The 15,407-nt window shown below is 45.6% G+C and carries 15 protein-coding genes; all 15 read right to left on the reverse strand.

The genetic code is table 11. The features are described 5' to 3' along the window. Positions 1–129: 129 nt before the first annotated feature. The 15 genes from rdgB to Q0307_RS12980 all read right to left on the reverse strand — a co-directional run bounded on the left by rdgB (position 130) and on the right by Q0307_RS12980 (position 15,343). Positions 130–723, reverse strand: a complete 594-nt coding sequence (gene rdgB / locus Q0307_RS12910) for an RdgB/HAM1 family non-canonical purine NTP pyrophosphatase (protein ID WP_298661192.1) — start codon at positions 721–723, stop codon at positions 130–132. After that, entirely contained in the window at positions 720–1,436 is a 717-nt protein-coding gene (gene rph / locus Q0307_RS12915; protein WP_298661193.1) for a ribonuclease PH, read from the reverse strand. The genes rdgB and rph overlap by 4 nt, the downstream gene beginning before the upstream one ends. Positions 1,437–1,555: 119 nt before the next feature. After that, entirely contained in the window at positions 1,556–3,094 is a 1,539-nt protein-coding gene (gene gpmI / locus Q0307_RS12920; RefSeq protein ID WP_298661194.1) for a 2,3-bisphosphoglycerate-independent phosphoglycerate mutase, read from the reverse strand. Positions 3,095–3,140: 46 nt separating this feature from the next. Next, positions 3,141–4,205 (reverse strand): twin-arginine translocase subunit TatC, encoded by a 1,065-nt coding sequence (gene tatC / locus Q0307_RS12925; RefSeq protein WP_298661195.1) that lies wholly within the window; start codon positions 4,203–4,205, stop codon positions 3,141–3,143. Next, positions 4,189–4,476: a Sec-independent protein translocase protein TatB gene (tatB, locus tag Q0307_RS12930; RefSeq protein ID WP_298661196.1), complete on the reverse strand. Its 288-nt coding sequence runs from the start codon at positions 4,474–4,476 to the stop codon at positions 4,189–4,191. The genes tatC and tatB overlap by 17 nt, the downstream gene beginning before the upstream one ends. Positions 4,477–4,490: 14 nt before the next feature. Continuing rightward, positions 4,491–4,742 (reverse strand): twin-arginine translocase TatA/TatE family subunit, encoded by a 252-nt coding sequence (tatA, locus tag Q0307_RS12935; protein WP_298661197.1) that lies wholly within the window; start codon positions 4,740–4,742, stop codon positions 4,491–4,493. A 22-nt stretch (positions 4,743–4,764) separates the two neighbouring features. Then, a complete protein-coding gene (locus tag Q0307_RS12940; protein ID WP_298661260.1) occupies positions 4,765–5,085 on the reverse strand; it encodes a phosphoribosyl-ATP diphosphatase in 321 nt (106 codons plus the stop codon). A 29-nt stretch (positions 5,086–5,114) separates the two neighbouring features. Then, positions 5,115–7,025 (reverse strand): AAA family ATPase, encoded by a 1,911-nt coding sequence (locus Q0307_RS12945; RefSeq protein WP_298661198.1) that lies wholly within the window; start codon positions 7,023–7,025, stop codon positions 5,115–5,117. Between the two features lie 19 nt (positions 7,026–7,044). Continuing rightward, entirely contained in the window at positions 7,045–7,818 is a 774-nt protein-coding gene (gene hisF / locus Q0307_RS12950) for an imidazole glycerol phosphate synthase subunit HisF (protein ID WP_298661199.1), read from the reverse strand. Between the two features lie 2 nt (positions 7,819–7,820). After that, positions 7,821–8,552 carry a 1-(5-phosphoribosyl)-5-[(5-phosphoribosylamino)methylideneamino]imidazole-4-carboxamide isomerase gene (gene hisA / locus Q0307_RS12955; protein ID WP_298661200.1) on the reverse strand — a complete coding sequence of 244 codons (732 nt, stop codon included), beginning with the start codon at positions 8,550–8,552 and terminating at the stop codon, positions 7,821–7,823. A gap of 66 nt (positions 8,553–8,618) precedes the next feature. Continuing rightward, positions 8,619–9,725, reverse strand: coding sequence for a PQQ-dependent sugar dehydrogenase (locus Q0307_RS12960; RefSeq protein ID WP_298661201.1), 1,107 nt, complete (start codon positions 9,723–9,725; stop codon positions 8,619–8,621). Between the two features lie 317 nt (positions 9,726–10,042). Then, positions 10,043–10,237 carry a hypothetical protein gene (locus Q0307_RS12965; RefSeq protein WP_298661202.1) on the reverse strand — a complete coding sequence of 65 codons (195 nt, stop codon included), beginning with the start codon at positions 10,235–10,237 and terminating at the stop codon, positions 10,043–10,045. Positions 10,238–10,426: 189 nt separating this feature from the next. Further along, on the reverse strand, positions 10,427–10,747 hold the full coding sequence (locus Q0307_RS12970) for an element excision factor XisI family protein (RefSeq protein ID WP_298661203.1): 321 nt from the start codon (positions 10,745–10,747) through the stop codon (positions 10,427–10,429). Next, positions 10,717–11,169, reverse strand: coding sequence for a XisH family protein (locus tag Q0307_RS12975; RefSeq protein ID WP_298661204.1), 453 nt, complete (start codon positions 11,167–11,169; stop codon positions 10,717–10,719). The genes Q0307_RS12970 and Q0307_RS12975 overlap by 31 nt, the downstream gene beginning before the upstream one ends. A gap of 643 nt (positions 11,170–11,812) precedes the next feature. Continuing rightward, positions 11,813–15,343 (reverse strand): AAA domain-containing protein, encoded by a 3,531-nt coding sequence (locus Q0307_RS12980; protein WP_298661205.1) that lies wholly within the window; start codon positions 15,341–15,343, stop codon positions 11,813–11,815. Positions 15,344–15,407 lie beyond the last annotated feature (64 nt).

The raw sequence follows: 15,407 nt of genomic DNA on the forward strand, positions 1-15,407 counted from the left end.
TAAGTAGCTAACAAAAACAGGAGTTTAGAGTGGTTATTCAGTTGTTAGGATACCCAACCACAGCTTTACAGGAATACTCAAGCCACTCTCCTCAAACCCTAAGCAGAAAATAATTAAATGTTGCTTAAACTAAGCCGCTAATAAAGTCCGCAAACGCTGCAAAGCTTGCCCACGATGGCTAATTCGATTCTTCTCACTCGCCTCTAACTCAGCCGCTGTGCAAGCCTGCAAAGGCAGATAAAACAGCGGGTCATAACCAAAACCTTGCTGACCCTGTAGTTCAGTTAAGATACACCCTTCCCAGCTTGCCTCCGCAATCAGCGGCACAGGATCCGTGGGATACCGAACTAGCACAATACAACAACGGAAACGCGCAGCCCGCTGCTCAGCCGGTACATCCTTTAAAGCTTCCAAAAGTTTCGCATTATTCGCTGCATCATTCGTGGGTTGCCCAGCAAAGCGAGCCGAATAAATCCCCGGTTGCCCATCCAACACATCAACCACTAAACCAGAATCATCCGCTAAAGCTGCTAAACCTGTGACTTGTGAGGCATGACGCGCTTTAAGTAAAGCATTTTCTACAAAACTTAGGCCAGTTTCCTCAGCATCACTGACACCTAAATCAGCTTGGCGTACAACTTCAAAGCCAAAATCAGCCAGTAAACTATTAAATTCGCGTAATTTACCCGCATTACTGCTCGCCAAAACTAAGCGTTGTGTCATACCGTTAAAGCCCTATTTTGCGCTTCCATGATTTCACTAATGCCTTTATTGGCTAAGAACAGCATCGCATCTAACTCTTCACGCCGGAATGCATGCCCTTCTGCCGTACCTTGTAGCTCGATAAACTGTCCCGCATCATTCATGACAATATTCATATCGGTTTCAGCAGCAGAGTCTTCTACATAATCCAAATCTAATACCGGTGTCCCTTGATAAATACCTACCGATACTGAAGCTACTTGTCCATAAATTGGGTTTTTCTTCAGTTTACCTTGCTTAACTAAACTAGTCATAGCGTCCTGCAAGGCTACATAAGCACCACTAATTGACGCAGTACGTGTGCCGCCATCAGCCTGCAAAACATCACAATCTAAAGTAATTTGGCGCTCACCTAAGGCTTCTAAATCCACCACTGCCCGCAAAGCACGCCCAATTAAGCGCTGAATTTCCATAGTGCGACCCGACTGCTTGCCTTTAGCCGCCTCACGCTGCACGCGCGTATTGGTTGAACGCGGTAACATGCCATATTCTGCTGTGACCCAACCCTGACCTTTACCTTTGAGGAAAGGGGGTACTCTGTCTTCAACAGTAGCTGTACACAGCACTTTAGTATTACCAAATTCTACCAACACCGAACCTTCGGCATGGCAAGTGTAATGTCGAGTAAACCGCACCGGGCGCATTTGATCTGGGTTTCGTCCGCTAGAGCGCATGGCTGCATCCTTTTATTAACTTTTGAATGCGCCAATTATACTCAATTACCCAGAACTTAGGCCGATAAAAGTTTAGCTTTTGTCAATTAACTCAACAGAGTTCTAATTAATAAAGCAAGTTAAATCGGTTCTAGCAATAAACTCGTGCCTGTCATCGCTGTTGGTTTAGGAATGCCCATTAATTGCAATAAAGTTGGCGCGATATTACTCAAACCACCACCCGTACTTAAACGCCAATTGACTTGATCAATTAGCAAACATGGCACCGGATAAACTGTATGCTGAGTATTTGGCTCACCGGTTAGAGGATCGATATATTCATCACAATTACCATGATCTGCCGTTAATAGTACTGAATATTCATTCGCTACTGCTGCATCTAATACTCGCCCGACTTCACGATCTAAAGCCTCCACGGCTTTAACCACTGCCCCCGGAACAGCCGTATGCCCAACCATATCGCCATTCGCGAAATTAACCACGATAAAACTGTATTCATTTTTATTCAAAGCCACCACGACTGCATCTGCCACTTCAGGAGCGCTCATTTCTGGTTTGAGATCATAGGTTTCGACTTTAGGCGAAGGAATCACCAAACGATCTTCACCTGCATAAGGTAGTTCACGACCACTATTGAAGAAAAAGGTCACATGCGCATACTTTTCAGTTTCTGAACAATGGAACTGCTTACAACCTGCGGCACTGACAGCCTCAGCAATATTAGTGCTCGGACGTTCAGGGGCGAACATGACTGGCATCGGGTATTTTTCATCGTATTCAGTGAGTGTGGTTAGCTCAACTAACCCAAAGTCACCCCGCTCAAAGCCTTTAAAGGCTGCTAAAGCCAAAGCTTCTGACATTTGTCGTGGGCGATCATTACGGAAATTGAAGAATAAAACCTGATCACCACCGCGCATCAATTCAGCATTCGGCATCAAGCGTGGAGTAATAAACTCATCACCTTGATCGGTTGCGTAAGCGTCATCAATAGCAGTTAAAGGATCAGTGGCAAGCGTGCCAATGCCATGTACATAAGCATCCCAAGCCAGTTTAGTACGTTCCCAGCGTTTGTCCCGATCCATCGCATAGAAGCGCCCGCAGATACTCGCAATCTGCCCGCCAGTTTCTGCCAGAATGGTTTGTACACGCGCAATGAAAGTTTTCGCTACCCGTGGTGCGGTATCACGCCCATCAGTAATTGCATGCACTACAGGGATCACTTCATGCTGTTTGCAAGCACGTAATAAACCTTCTAAGTGATTGAGATGACTATGCACACCACCGTCAGAAACCAAACCAATCAAATGTAGCGGCCGCTTTTGAGCTTTGGCTTTTTGCAAAGCCGCCGACAATACGGGATTAACCGCTAAACTGCCATCGGCAACCGCATCATCTAAGCGCACTAGATCTTGCTTGAGGATAGCACCACAACCAATAGTCATATGCCCAACTTCAGAATTACCCATTTGTCCATCTGGCAAACCTACTGAGCGCCCTGAAGCCATTAAAGTAGTATGTGGATACTTACCGAAATAACTATCTAAATTAGGCGTGTTCGCCTCATAAACCGCATTATATTTTTTGCTTGGATTGACGCCGAAGCCATCCAAAATAATCAAAATAACATTACGACGTGGAGCTAAAGTGGTTTGTGTCATGATCACTCAAATACTTGGGACGAGTAGCTAAGTTACTCGCGCATCTTTAATCTTTGGGTGGAATTGGCTGATTAGTGGGCTGATCACCAGCCGCATAACGTCCTTGCTCATCCAGCTCCGCCTGCTGTTTAGCAGCTTTATCTAACTCAGCCTCTAATTCTTCATCCGTTAATGGGCGAAACTCATCATCGTCCATTTCCTTAAAACTATACTTATCATCCTGCCAATATTCTGCAGAATTCTGCGTATTATCAGTTTGATCTAAGCTTTCAATATCTTCACCAGACTGGAGAAGACTAGCGGTACTAGCTGCTGCGCTAGCTACTAAAGCTGTTGAGCCAATATAGTCATTTTCAGTCTCAGCATCGCTGCGCTTTTTAGCAACAGTCCGACCTAGGAATAATCCCACTTCAAACAAGAGCCAAATGGGTACAGCCATCATAATTTGCGACACCACATCGGGAGGTGTAAGGAACATCGCAATCGTGAAAGCGCCCACAATAATATAAGGACGCGCCTTGGCTAAAGCTTCTACACTAACAATTCCCATCCGAATCAATAGTATGGTTGCCACCGGTGTCTCAAAACTTAATCCAAAAGCCAAAAACATCGCTACGGTAAAATCGAGATAGGTGGCTATATCAGGTGTTGGATTCACATTCGCTGGAGCAAAAGCTACTGCAGCCTTAGAAATCATCGGAATCACAAAAAAATAGGCAAACGCCATCCCAACATAAAATAGCCCCACGCTCGATAGCAGCAATGGTGTGACCATTTTCTTTTCATGCTGATACAAGCCGGGGGCAATAAACACCCAAACTTGATAGAAGGTATAAGGCAGGGTCAACAGAAAAGCGACCATCAAGGCTAATTTAAACGGTACCAGAAAAGGAGAAGCGACACCTATCGCAATCAGTTTCTCGCCTTGTGGCAAGTTACGCACTAATGGGTCAGAGAGCCAATTGTAGAGATCTTGCGCGAAAGGCGTTAAGCAGATAAAGACTGCGCCTAGAACCAGCACAATCCGTAACAGGCGATCACGCAGTTCAATCAGATGCTCTAAAAATGCTTTTTCACCAGCATTCTCAGCACCCTTAGTCTGATTTAACATGCGTTTCGATTTCCTTCTTTGCTGTATCGACTTGGTCGTTCATCAACACACGTAAGTTACGCAGCTCTTCCTCTTGCTTATAAAGCATCGAGCGTAACTCTTCCGTACCTAGCTCTCGTTCAATATCAGCGCGAGTATGAGCAATTAAGCGCCGCGCTTTACCTACCCATAAGCCAACCGTGCGAGCGACCGTCGGCAAACGCTCAGGGCCAATGACTAATAAAGCCACGATGCCAATCACCAACATTTCCAGAAAGCTAGTTTCAAACATGTTAGCGCCTAAGTTTAGACTTTGTCTTTTTCCCGAGCCTGTACATCAATCACATTGCCTTGCACATTCGGAGTGACATTAGGCGTAGGTGGAATCTGCTGAGCTGTTTTTTCAGCCTCGGGCGCTTCATCACCATCTTTGACTGCTTTACGGAAGTTTTTGAAAGCTTCGCCCAAATCGCCGCCCATGCTACGCAATTTTTTAGTCCCAAACAGGAGAATAACAATCACTAAGATCAGGACTAATTGTAAAGGACTAAAATGCATAGTAGTTCATCATCCTATCGTTTTAAGAGGGTCGACTGGCTTTCTCAGCCAAGCCTGATAAGCCGAAACGACGTTCTAATTCTTTCAGCACGTCTTGCGGGTGTAAATTTTGCTGGGCTAAGAGCACTAAACTATGAAACCATAAATCAGCAACTTCATAGATGATTTTTTCTTTATCGCCATCTTTCGCAGCCATAACAGTTTCTGTGGCTTCCTCACCAATTTTCTTGAGGATGGCATCCAAGCCTTTGCCATACAATTTAGCGACATAAGAGCTGTCAGGCGCAGCTTGCTTACGCTCTTCTAGTACCTGCGCTAATTGTGAAAGTATCGCATCATTCATCATGGGCGCATTATGCGCGAAGAAACCGCTTAAGAACAATTGCCAGCAGATAAATTAGCAGAATCTAAGTGTTTATCATAAGCGGGAACATGCAAATAATTCTCATCCTGTATGCTCACCCCTAAGCCATGAGCTTGGGCAATCTCTGCAATCACTTGTACTTCAAGCTTCCCTGTCACTGCTAACTTCTGTGCTAACTCCACCAAGAGCAGCTCATGTTTTAACAATAAACTGCGGGCTACCTCAACTTGCGCCACAATTATTTGCTCAACCGCCGCATCGGTAATTTCCTTCTTCATACGATGGGCATGATCCTCCATCACATAACAAGCTTGGAAGCCATCATCGAAGCCATAACGGCGCATGTAATCCAGCGCAATAATGGACGCCTCTTCGCGATCCTGTGAGCGCCCAATCGACGCTTCATTCGCACCGAAGATTAATTCTTCTGCCAAACCACCGGCTAGAAAAATCTTGATCATATCTAGCATGGTTTGCTTAGTACGATAAATTTGATGAGGGAAAGTGAAGCCACCTGCATAACTATTCGCAATCCGGCTTTGCAATTGCATTGGCACCAGTTTAAATAAAGCCATATACAAAACAGCATGTCCGGCTTCATGCACACTAATATTCGCCGTGGCAGCCGCTTGATTACTAGCGCGAATCTGATCAATACGCCCTTCAAAAGCCACTTTAACCTCTTGCTCACCCACTTGAGCCACAATTTGCTTGGCCACAGTATCATAGCGTAGTGCTATGCAATCAGCCTCAGTAGTGAGTGCTTGTAATAGCAGATTAGATAAATTGACCTCTAAAATATCGGTGACACTGGAAAATACCGGACGCACGCCTTGGGCTGGGAATACCCCATTGCGATAAATTAGCGCCTCCATACTGTGATCAATGCTTAATTGAATACCAGTACGTGTATAGGTTTCTTGCTGGATACGCTTAACTTCACGTGCAATCAAGGCTTGGAAATCTTGCTTACGTAAGCTCGGATAAATGAGGTGAATATTGCCAAAACGTGCCACTTGCTCAGGACGGAATTTGCGTAACAGCGCATTTTTCACATCCATTAAAGTCACTTTGCTGCTGATGGCATGGAAAATATCCGCATCGACATCCGCTTCGGCGGCATCGCGTGCAACCGAAAACGCCTCATCCAAATTCCCTGAAATAATCACTAAAGTCTGTGCATGGTTAATCGGCTCATACAGGGTTTTTTTCTTTTTCGCATTCAGCAATAGATTGACTAGTTCAGGCTCAGGCAGCTCAAAGAGTGACTCTAAATCAATATCCAAATTCAGGGTTTTCTTGAAAGATAATAAGTCATACGAGCTAATATAATGTTCATAAGGCTCATAACTGACTTCAGGCTCTTCCCCCGCGTCTAAACGCTTTTTCTTACGCTTACGCTCCCAAAAATAACGAGCGAGGAAATTATCAATATCATTGGCTTCTTGATCATAACGGGTTAGATAGCCATCTGATAGTAAGCTCCAGAAATCCATGAAACGTGATTGAGCGAGCGGTTTGCCCTCAACATCAATCGTATTAAAGCGTTGAATTTCGTCAAATAAAAGAATACAGGGCTTGCTATCATGCAGCTCACGTTTATCTAAGATAGAGGAAACCGAAGAGTGCCAAAACGTCTGATCGATATTCGATAGCTCAATTTCAGCAAAGCGCTCTTGAAAATTGAGTGCACGAACTAGTTTGCGTACTAAATCGGTTTTGCCAACACCAGTCATACCCCAAAGATTGACAATTACTGGGCGCTGCAACAACTCTGGCATTAAATACCAGACTTGGATATAACCAATTAAATCATCAATGATTTTATCGATCCCGATAAAATGCTGCTTAAGCGTGTGACGGACTAACTCTAATTGTTCTTTTCGTTCGGCAATTAACTGCTTATCAACTTGCAGCATGAAGGCTCCTTAATATTATTTATAAGCGCATTTCGATACCTTGCGCCGCCATAAATTCCTTGGCTTGGCCTACGGTATATTCGCCAAAGTGAAAAATACTAGCGGCTAACACCGCATCAGCGCCACCTTTTAATACGCCATCCGCTAAATGCTGTAAATTACCCACGCCACCAGAAGCAATTAAAGGTACTGAAACCCGCTCATTAATCTCAGCCATCAGTACTAGATCGAAACCACTTTTGGTACCATCGCGATCCATACTGGTAACTAATAACTCACCTGCACCATAAGCGGCCATTTTTTCAGCCCAAGCCACAGCATCAATCCCGGTGCGTTTGCGTCCGCCATGCGTGAATACTTCCCAGCGTAAAGGCTCACCCGCCTCACTTACGCGTTTGGCATCAATGGCGACCACAATGCATTGTGAACCGAAATAATCTGTGGCTTCGCGGACTAATTCGGGATTGGTAATCGCTGCCGTATTAATTCCAACTTTATCCGCCCCCGCATTTAACATGCGGCGTACATCATCTAATTTACGAATCCCGCCACCGACCGTCAGTGGAATAAAAACTTGGGAAGCGACCGCCTCCACGACATGCACGATGGTTTCACGATTATCGGAGCTAGCGGTAATATCGAGGAAAGTAATCTCATCTGCACCTTCACGATTATAACGAGCCGCAATTTCCACAGGGTCGCCCGCATCGCGAATATCGACGAAGTTGACCCCCTTCACCACACGCCCATTATCAACATCCAGGCAAGGAATAATGCGCTTAGCTAAGCCCATAACTACACTCCATCCACTAAGCGTTGTGCTTCCGCTAAATCAATTGTGCCTTCATAAATAGAGCGACCCAAAATGCTGCCCATCACGCCTTTATCCTCCACCGCAAGTAGCGCTTTAATATCATCAAGATTCGTAACACCACCCGAGGCAATCACTGGAATCGAAATACTGGCAGCGAGTTTGGCAGTCTCTTCAACATTCACACCCGTCATCATGCCATCACGCGCAATATCGGTATAAACAATCGCGCTCACACCCGCTTGCTCAAATTGTTTAGCCAAATCAATTGCAGTCACTTGTGAGACTTCCGCCCAACCATCGGTAGCCACCATGCCATTCTTCGCATCAATTCCGACGATAATATGCCCCGAAAACTGTTTACAGAGTTCGACTACAAACTGTGGATCTTGCACGGCTTTCGTACCAATAATACAAAACTGCACGCCAGCCTCTAGATAAGCGGCAACCGTCGCTGCATCACGAATCCCACCACCGATTTGCACCGGTAAATCGGGGAACTTAGCCGCGACTGCACGCACCACCTCACCATTGACCGGCTTGCCTTCAAAGGCGCCATTTAAATCGACCAAATGTAAGCGACGTGCGCCTGCATCCACCCAACGCTGGGCAACATCCACAGGATTAGCAGAGAATACCGTCGTATCCTCCATACGCCCCTGACGCAGGCGCACACATTGACCGTCTTTCAGGTCGATAGCAGGAATCAGCAGCATGATTAGATCCTAAATAACGAAGCTCGCATCCTAGCGCAAAATCTAGTTAGCCAACAGGGTTTAGACTTATTGACTCGGTTCTAAGCGATATAAACTACCCTTGCTTTCATCATTTAAGAGATACAGATAGCCATCTGGGCCTTGTTGAACATCACGAATGCGCCCTAGTTCATCTTCGAGCAAACTTTCCTCAGCAGCAACTTTACCACCGACTAAAGTTAAACGGACTAGCTTAGAAAATTTGAGAGAACCAACAAAAACACTGCCATTCCAGCCTGAATATTTATCACCGCTATAGAAAGTCATACCCGAGGGTGCGATGGAAGGCGTCCAATAATAGACAGGCTGTTCCATACCCGCTTGTTTAGTTTTGCCCTCCCCCACTGATCCACCACCGTATTCCTCACCATAAGTAATCACCGGCCAACCATAATTTGCACCTGCTTTGAGGATATTAATTTCATCACCCCCTTGGGGGCCATGTTCATGCGTCCACACTTGACCATTGCTAGGATTTAAAGCAATCCCTTGCACATTACGATGCCCGTAGGTGAATAACTCTGGTGCAGCACCTGCTTTACCTCTTAACGGATTAGTCTCAGGCACACGACCATCATCCTTTAAGCGTACCACCCCACCTGCATGATTACTGGTATCTTGGGCAAGCTCTTGTTGGCCACGCTCGCCTAACGTGAGATATAAATAACCTTGCTTATCAAACAGTAAACGCCCACCAAAATGATGTGCACTTTCAAGTTTAGGGAGGGCAATAAAGAGCTTTTGTAGATTAGTTAATTTGCCTTGATAATATTGAGCGCGTACCAGTTCGGTACTTGCGCCACCTTCACCAGAGGCACTATAGGCGAGATAAATTAATCGGTTTTTAGGAAACTGTGGATGAGCTGCAACGCCTAATAAGCCCCCCTGACCTTGTGCATAGACCTTTGGAACACCTGTAATAGGGGGGGATAACTTACCCTTTTTCACACTGCGCAACTGCCCACTGCGCTCAGTAATTAAAATCTCATTCTCGGGTAGAAAAGCCATAGACCAAGGATGATCTAAGCCCCCCACTACTTTAGTTGCCTTCACTGGACTTGCAGAACGCGCCCCACAACCCATAAGCACTAGGCTGAGGACACCTAGGCACAGATATAGCCAATATTTTTTCATTCTGAATGATTCGATTTTGATGTTAACACTCTAGTAACGAGTGTAGTTGGCTTTGGAGGGAAACGGATGGTGCTCCTGATTAAGTTGTACGCTACAGGGCATGAGAGGGGTCGCATAAGCTTTAAGTAGGGCAACTCAAGCATGAAGGGAAACGGATGGTACTCCTGATTAAGTTGTACGCTACAGGGCATGAGAGGGGCCGCATAAGCTTTAGGTAGGGCAACTCAAGCATGATAAGAAGGATGGACAGGGCGATTCAAAGCAATACAGAAGCAATGTGCGCGTGGATGAGTGGTGGCTGGTTAATCTTGTACCCGCTAAACGAAATCAGCAAGATCAAAGGAACAGCCATTCAGATCGTATACGTCAAATACATATTCAGCCACATCATAGGGCGACCCATTCAGGTCACGTAAGTCGTCGCTGACAAAAATTTTCTTCACTTGCTTACCAGTCGGGTCAGTAGAGATGCGTACTATTGCCCTCGGTTCGAGCGAAACTGCCACGATCACACGAGTACCCACATCGTTACAACGTCACTTGCCGGAGGCGGTGAAAAACTCTATACCTATATGAAAATCGCTGTGTTTCATTAACTGATCTTCTTTAGCAGCAGACGCAGACGGTGGGTGGCTCGATTGCCGCTCACGGATTTTCAATAACGCACAACTAGATCCTATTTGTCCATTTTATGAACTCTTTTAGGCTGCAACGGCAATATCCGGCTCATCCAAAAACGCCAGTATGATGTCTTTTTCATCCACGCCTTGGCGGATTAGGTCGTCCGTGATGCCATGTTCAATGCCGTCATATTCGACTACTACCTTACCATCCTGAAAGGTAATGTAGATCAGGTTGCCGCGCACCCGCCTACCCCGATCCCAACCCGCTTGCATCAGTGCGTAGCGGTCTTGAGTTTCGTCAAACAGGGTATCTAGCCGAATATTGCCATGAGAAGGGCGAAATCTGGCATAGATTTGAATGACATGCTTTACTGCCGCGCGGTAGTTTTCCGTATCCATTTCTTCACCTCTTTTTCCTGCATATCAATGACGATTAAATCCATTGGTAGCTCGTTAATCACCAACTCACCAATCGGTTCACTGAATATCTCAGCATACGCGATGTCTGAAATAGCGAGATACACTTTGCGCTTGGGATCAACTTGCTTGAGTAGCAATTGATACAGGATATACTGCCCAATCGCTTGCTCCAAATTGTTAATGGCCGATTTACCTCGAAACTCTTTGATCTCTACTGCAATCTTCTGATCTCGCCGTTGAGCACCGATAAACTGGCTAACAGCCGGGGAATAGGCTGCACCAAGATCGACAAACAAAAAACGCTCACCGTAGGATATGACATAAGGATCATCTGTAATTTGCCAGCCATCCTTAACCAAGGCTTCTCTGACAAATTGGTGCGTTTCGTCTCTTTGTGGCATCCTCTGACCGCGTGTTTTCAATAAGATTGAAACGATTATACACGTAATGGCAATTTCTTGGAGTCGCCTTGCCTGAACTGCTATGCTGCAAACAGGCAACTATGAGCTAATAGCCAATTGATCGTTTATCATGATTCATTGAAGCTGACTTACTTTATCAAATCCACCCCAAATTCGCACACCCGCCTACCTCGGTACGGTACTGGTTACTGGAGGAAAGGAAATAATCAACGCTCCTTCGCTTCCTCGCGATTAAAGCGATAGCCGCTTAAGTTCAGGCCAAAATCCCCCAAAGGAGCGAGGTTGAGCTGACGGATACAACGCTTTAGCTCCTCCAAAAAACTCTCGGATGGTATGACTTGTGTTGGCTGCTAAAGCTCTGGGATGCCTGCAAGCCCAGCCGAAAGTCATGGATAAAATCTAACACTTCTGTAAGTTTGGTATCAGGAGTTTGGCTAATTTCCTTTACAGGGCTTCACTGCTAACATTTTAATCATTCGGTAGAAAAAATTTGCAGCTCTACTCAATACCTAACATAAAGCAAGCATGTTATTTCTTTGAAGTGCGAATAATAATTTAATTTGTAGTTATAGTTAACTCATCAAAAAAATTAAAACCATTTCTTTAATTAGACATATGCTTTTTACTGAGTCCGCTTATCCAGCTCACGAAACAGCCCCGCATCTTTCCAAAGGTTGCGATTACCAATGACATACAACACTTCTTTAGCGCGTGTTACCGCAACATTCAATAAGTTAGGTCGCCCACCAGCCCAACCTCGCGCTCCCGTTTGGGATGGCAGGGGCGCACCCAAAACAAAAATCACCGCTTCAGCCTCACGCCCTTGCACGGTATGTACCGTCCCAACCCGATCATTCGCCCAGCGCCAAGGATCATCAACCCATCCATCAAGAATCTTGCTCTCACGCAATTTCTGACGCAGATGATCTGCAACAATGACGAAAGGTGTAACGATATAAATATCAGGTTTTGCACGTCCCTGAACCATTTTCTGGAGTAAACGTAGCACTTCGTTACCTTCATCTTCACTCCATTTGTCTTCAGTACTTCCCCCTTGGATATGAATCCAGCGTGAAGCACCAAGTACATCCCGAATAGTCGAGGCTTTAGGCTGTTTGGCAGATACCATTAGGTTGGAATACGCCACCGCATTTGAAATACCGAACATAGGTTCTGCACAACGGCGATGCACTAATAACGGCACGCCCACACTACGATTACCGATCTTGCCTTCAATCTCCGTCATATACCGAGAAGCAGCATCTGCCAGAGTCTGTACCGAAGCGGTAGGAGCATTATAATGATCAGGATCAACGCCAAAACGACGGCAAATCGCCCCAGTTAAAGTTGGCGGCAACATCACAATTGGCTCAATCTGGATGGGATCACCCACGATAACAGCACGACGGGTACGCAACATCGCCCCCACAACAGCTTGTGGCAAAGCCTGACCCGCTTCATCCACCAACAGCCATCCCAAACTATTCAGCGGCAGTTTACCAAGCATCCGGTTCACCGAAGCGAACGTTGTTGAAATTAACGGCACGACCAAAAACAATGAAGTCCACAAATCAGGAAGCAACGCCTGCTTTTGTGCATCCGGTAGTGTCTGATTCGTAAACACATTCATCAAAGCACCGAGGTTATGCCGCAAAGGTTTAGCGGCTACGTCGATAAATGCCCGATGCAATGCCATTGCCGCAATAAAAACGTCATCGCGTGAACGCTGGGCAGCAGCCGGAAACCACGGTGTTTTTTTCTGTCGTTCATTGTTTTCCAGTGCGAAAAACTCGGTATCAGTGAACAGAACGCCATATTTCTGTTGGGCATCAGCGATACTTTGCTTGGCCTGTTTATGTCGATTCCAAGCCACTTGCCAAGCCATTTCAGCATTATTTTTCTCATTGGTTAGCTGCTGCAACTGCCTGTCTAACTGCTGTAATTTCTTGCCCCATTCGGCACAATGCGTTTCCGCTTCACGGCAACTGACTTGTATAGAGGCAAGCCTTTTTACCCACGCTTTGGCAGATTGGGTACGGAACAATCTTGCCCAAAATCCTGGTTTGACCTGCTGATGGCTCTCCAAATCTTCTGTCACACGTTGACGTTGAAGGTCAGCAGCCGTATGACGATTCTGCACACTAGAGACATCTACTTCACAGCGATAGACCTCACCCGTCAGTTGGTCACGTTTTGCCAAAGCATCTACTTCGTTTCGGGCAAAAATGGAGAGTTGCTCCATTTCTTGACGCAATCCTTCCAACCATTTCTGAATCTGGCGGCTTTTATCCAAAGCAGCGAGAAAATCATTACGGGCGCTTTTCCAGCTTTTTGCTGCATCATCAACATTCGTAGGTGGCTTTTCCATCTCAACGATGTACGGTGGTCTATAAGTAATTTCACCTGTTTGTGGGTCAACCACTTCTATTTGTGGCTTTGTACCGGATGCTGCCTGTAAGTAGCTGTTCAAACCATAATCATCATCCCACCAAAAGTCTTGCTTGAATTGGCTGCGATTTTTGGTATTCCCCAAAACTGCGGCGATTGCACCCCATGTTTCGGTTTGGTGTAACTGGTCAGACAAAACTTTGAAGTAACGTAATCCAGAAGCTTCATCAGCAATAGCCTTCAAACCCGGCAATTCAGCACTCACGTTCTCTACCGCTTTGTTATTGGAAGAAGCGACCAATAATTCAAAGCCTCGTAATGATTCGGCCACTCGATATAAGTGAAGCCACCCGTTGCCGACTTTGATTTTTTGGCCTGAGTGTTCAAAAACACTGGTAGGGTCATCAAACTTTGCCATTACCTCCGCCCGTTGCGTGATGACACCCGCAACCAAATCCCGTAGCAACGTTGTTTTACCTGTTCCGGGAGGCCCATTGATACCCAGCAATCCCCCGTCCTGTGTTTCCTGAAACGCTAAATTGACCGCTGCTTGCTGAAGCAGCACTAGTGGATGATTTCCCTGACTAGGCCAACGTGCCAACGGTGTTGATTGCGGACTTACCGCATTGCTCAACGCTGCCTCATCCAAGCATAAATCAATCCTGTCCTTGTGGCGCATAACGCCAAGATACTGCTGAAGGCTCTTACACTGTCCTTTCGGCAATACTTGCCGAGCCAATGCAAGGTCTTTCAAAAAGAAACTGTTTAATAACAGTGGCTCTGGTGAGCTTGGATCTTTGAAGTAAGCATAAGCGCGAATGGCAAAATCTGGGGCTTCAACCCACTCAAACGGCAACCCTAAAGTCTTAACCAGCGTTTCGTAGGCAGCGAACAGCACCTGATGTGAAATCGGCATTTCTCGTCTTTTCTCTTGGTCGTCCTTGCCAATTGCGCCACCCAACAAAATGCTTTCGGTCTTTTCAACCAGTTGATCTTCAACATCTGACCATTGCGCCAACCCAGACAAATCGCTGTTCAATGCTTGCATGACTCCCCAAGCAAAGCTGGAAACACCAACCGCAGGCGATTCAACAAGTTGCCCTTTTTGGTTGACAACCACAATAGCCAGTGCTGCTTTACCACACATACTTGGTTTTTCTGGACGTGTATCACCATAACGCTCAATCAGACAATTCACGGCTGGCTCTAACTTCAACGTCCCTAATATAATCTGATAATAAAGACGGAAATTTGGGCGAGACTTCTCACCTTTTTCCCAAGGCAATCCCTGATTGAATCCCACAACTCGTGACTTATCACCACTTGCCAAATCTTCAGGACGGTTAAAATTTTGTGGGGAAAGCACTTCCAACGACGTCCATGCTGACAATATGTTTTCGGAGATGTTGGTTACCGGAGGGAATGCTTGCGGCTCTGGCGAGTCATTTTGCTTACAGCAAATCGGAGGAAGTGTAGATATTTGAGCTTTTGTTGATAACAAAGGACTGGCTAATTCTTCTAAAACAGAAGAGGGAGAAGAAAGTAGAATCGGTATTTGCTCAGGTAGTTTGTTGACCAATCGTTCTATTTTTGCTGATTTCAGTTGTTTTTCTACTTGCGAACGGAGTTTTGCTGCACGTTTTGTTGTACGTTGACTCAACTCCTCATGTAATTTATGAAGTTGTGCAGCATCATTATCGCACTTGGCAAATAATAGCTCCAAATCTTCATTAGAGAATGAAAACAAAGGACGAAAATGAGGCATCTTCTTGTCTCAAAACTTGGCAAAAAAATAAGAATACCAGAATGACCAACTATAAAAAGTGACA

The organism is uncultured Thiothrix sp. (assembly GCF_937873765.1).
In the GTDB taxonomy this organism is placed as follows: domain Bacteria; phylum Pseudomonadota; class Gammaproteobacteria; order Thiotrichales; family Thiotrichaceae; genus Thiolinea.

Bases quoted from the DNA above. Each gene is read 5' to 3' on its own strand.
- rdgB (WP_298661192.1), bottom strand. From the start codon at position 723: ATGACACAACGCTTAGTTTTGGCGAGCAGTAATGCGGGTAAATTACGC.
- rph (WP_298661193.1), bottom strand. From the start codon at position 1,436: ATGCGCTCTAGCGGACGAAACCCAGATCAAATGCGCCCGGTGCGGTTT.
- gpmI (WP_298661194.1), bottom strand. From the start codon at position 3,094: ATGACACAAACCACTTTAGCTCCACGTCGTAATGTTATTTTGATTATT.
- tatC (WP_298661195.1), bottom strand. From the start codon at position 4,205: ATGTTAAATCAGACTAAGGGTGCTGAGAATGCTGGTGAAAAAGCATTT.
- tatB (WP_298661196.1), bottom strand. From the start codon at position 4,476: ATGTTTGAAACTAGCTTTCTGGAAATGTTGGTGATTGGCATCGTGGCT.
- tatA (WP_298661197.1), bottom strand. From the start codon at position 4,742: ATGCATTTTAGTCCTTTACAATTAGTCCTGATCTTAGTGATTGTTATT.
- Q0307_RS12940 (WP_298661260.1), bottom strand. From the start codon at position 5,085: ATGAATGATGCGATACTTTCACAATTAGCGCAGGTACTAGAAGAGCGT.
- Q0307_RS12945 (WP_298661198.1), bottom strand. From the start codon at position 7,025: ATGCTGCAAGTTGATAAGCAGTTAATTGCCGAACGAAAAGAACAATTA.
- hisF (WP_298661199.1), bottom strand. From the start codon at position 7,818: ATGGGCTTAGCTAAGCGCATTATTCCTTGCCTGGATGTTGATAATGGG.
- hisA (WP_298661200.1), bottom strand. From the start codon at position 8,552: ATGCTGCTGATTCCTGCTATCGACCTGAAAGACGGTCAATGTGTGCGC.
- Q0307_RS12960 (WP_298661201.1), bottom strand. From the start codon at position 9,725: ATGAAAAAATATTGGCTATATCTGTGCCTAGGTGTCCTCAGCCTAGTG.
- Q0307_RS12970 (WP_298661203.1), bottom strand. From the start codon at position 10,747: ATGGATACGGAAAACTACCGCGCGGCAGTAAAGCATGTCATTCAAATC.
- Q0307_RS12975 (WP_298661204.1), bottom strand. From the start codon at position 11,169: ATGCCACAAAGAGACGAAACGCACCAATTTGTCAGAGAAGCCTTGGTT.
- Q0307_RS12980 (WP_298661205.1), bottom strand. From the start codon at position 15,343: ATGCCTCATTTTCGTCCTTTGTTTTCATTCTCTAATGAAGATTTGGAG.